2 pseudogenes are annotated in these 2,706 nt (G+C 68.1%); one reads left to right on the forward strand and one right to left on the reverse strand.

Features of this window, described 5'->3' with window-relative positions:
* Positions 1–278 precede the first annotated feature (278 nt).
* Positions 279–1,086 (reverse strand): annotated as a pseudogene (locus tag ACIA8N_RS36480) (IS5 family transposase).
* Between the two features lie 534 nt (positions 1,087–1,620).
* On the opposite strand from ACIA8N_RS36480, the pseudogene ACIA8N_RS36485 reads away from it, so the two are divergent.
* Positions 1,621–2,428 (forward strand): annotated as a pseudogene (locus tag ACIA8N_RS36485) (IS5 family transposase).
* Positions 2,429–2,706 lie beyond the last annotated feature (278 nt).

Raw genomic sequence — 2,706 nt, forward strand, 5'->3', positions numbered from 1 at the left:
AGGTCACTCGGATACGGACGTCGCTTCGTCATGCTTCCGGCGTACCGCCACGAGCCGAATGCGCCCAGGCGCACGGCAGCGGCAGTGGAAGCACACGACTACGAAGGCCGGGCACCCTGGGATGAAACAGGATCACGTCGCCTTCCGTCCCACCCGCAACCCCACAAGCCCCGCAGATACCGACGATTTCCACGGCCTCACCCGCACCACCGTCCGACGCCTCAGGAACTGGCTGATACGCGGGCATTGCGAGTGAAAACGACCTCTTACTGATCGTTTCAGAATGACGTTCGAAGCCGTCTCAAGCAGATGATGCTGCAAGCGAGTTGAAGCAGGCCGAGGTGTAGATCAGCTCGTATCTCGTAGCGGATCCGGAGGCGTTTGAATTGGTGGAGCCAGGCGAAGGTCCGCTCCACGACCCACCGGGACTTGCCCAGGCCGGAGCCGTGCGGGACGCCGCGACGGGCGATCTTCGGTGTGATGCCGCGGGCCCGGAGGATGCGCCGGTACTTGTCGTAGTCCTAGCCGCGGTCGGCGAACAGCCGGCCCGGCCGGTTCCGCGGCCGCCCACGGACGCCGCGAATGGGGGGTATCGCATCGAGCAGTGGCATCAGCTGGGTGACGTCGTGCCTATTTACGCCGGTCAGGGCGACGGCCAGAGGGGTGCCGTGCCGGTCGGTGATCAGGTGGTGCTTGCTGCCCGGCCGCGCGCGGTCGACCGGCGAAGGTCCGGCGTGAGCCCCCCTTTCAGGGCCCGGACGTGCGAGGCGTCGATCGCGCAGTCGTCCATGTCCAGCAGACCGGCTCTGCACAGCTCGGCCAGGAGCACTCGTGCAGGCGGGGCCACACCCCGGCCTCGGTCCAGTCCCGCAGGCGCCACCAGGCCGTCACCCCACTGCAGCCGGTCCGCCCCGCGGGCACGTCTCTCCAGCTCACGTTCTTGCGCAGCACGTAGACGATGCCCCGCAGGGCCGCACGGTCGTCCGCCGGCAGGCGTCCGGGATACCGATGGCGCCGCGGCGGGCGGGGCGGCAGCAGCCGAGCGATGCGTTCCCACAGATCATCAGGCACAAGATCATCCGACACCCGCAACACTCTGCCGCCCCCAAGCCCGGCCGCCAACCCCCTGCAGCGAACTCATTCTGAAACGATCAGTTAAGAGGGAGCTCTTCGCAGCGGGTACGTCCTATGGAGCGGCAGGTTCGAGCCCTGGGGGCACTGTTGTCCGGCGCGTGCCGGGGCACGCTACGACGATGCCGGTCCGCGCCGGTCGGCAGTTACCGGAGCGGGGGCCGGGGGGCCGGCGAAGGCCAATGCAGTTGCTTTAACGCCGTGGGGTCAGGGGCAGTCGTTAACGACTGCCCCTGACCCCACGGCGTTAAAGCAACTGCATTGGCCTTCGCCGGCCCCCCGGCCCCCGCTCCGGTAACTGCCGACCGGCGCGGACCGGCATCGTCGTAGCGTGCCCCGGCACGCGCCGGACAACAGTGCCCCCAGGGCTCGAACCTGCCGCTCCATAGGACGTACCCGCTGCGAAGAGCTCCCTCTTAACTGATCGTTTCAGAATGAGTTCGCTGCAGGGGGTTGGCGGCCGGGCTTGGGGGCGGCAGAGTGTTGCGGGTGTCGGATGATCTTGTGCCTGATGATCTGTGGGAACGCATCGCTCGGCTGCTGCCGCCCCGCCCGCCGCGGCGCCATCGGTATCCCGGACGCCTGCCGGCGGACGACCGTGCGGCCCTGCGGGGCATCGTCTACGTGCTGCGCAAGAACGTGAGCTGGAGAGACGTGCCCGCGGGGCGGACCGGCTGCAGTGGGGTGACGGCCTGGTGGCGCCTGCGGGACTGGACCGAGGCCGGGGTGTGGCCCCGCCTGCACGAGTGCTCCTGGCCGAGCTGTGCAGAGCCGGTCTGCTGGACATGGACGACTGCGCGATCGACGCCTCGCACGTCCGGGCCCTGAAAGGGGGGCTCACGCCGGACCTTCGCCGGTCGACCGCGCGCGGCCGGGCAGCAAGCACCACCTGATCACCGACCGGCACGGCACCCCTCTGGCCGTCGCCCTGACCGGCGTAAATAGGCACGACGTCACCCAGCTGATGCCACTGCTCGATGCGATACCCCCCATTCGCGGCGTCCGTGGGCGGCCGCGGAACCGGCCGGGCCGGCTGTTCGCCGACCGCGGCTAGGACTACGACAAGTACCGGCGCATCCTCCGGGCCCGCGGCATCACACCGAAGATCGCCCGTCGCGGCGTCCCGCACGGCTCCGGCCTGGGCAAGTCCCGGTGGGTCGTGGAGCGGACCTTCGCCTGGCTCCACCAATTCAAACGCCTCCGGATCCGCTACGAGATACGAGCTGATCTACACCTCGGCCTGCTTCAACTCGCTTGCAGCATCATCTGCTTGAGACGGCTTCGAACGTCATTCTGAAACGATCAGTAAGAGGTCGTTTTCACTCGCAATGCCCGCGTATCAGCCAGTTCCTGAGGCGTCGGACGGTGGTGCGGGTGAGGCCGTGGAAATCGTCGGTATCTGCGGGGCTTGTGGGGTTGCGGGTGGGACGGAAGGCGACGTGATCCTGTTTCATCCCAGGGTGCCCGGCCTTCGTAGTCGTGTGCTTCCACTGCCGCTGCCGTGCGCCTGGGCGCATTCGGCTCGTGGCGGTACGCCGGAAGCATGACGAAGCGACGTCCGTATCCGAGTGACCT

Source organism: Streptomyces sp. NPDC051822 (assembly GCF_044452745.1).
Lineage (GTDB): Bacteria > Actinomycetota > Actinomycetes > Streptomycetales > Streptomycetaceae > Streptomyces.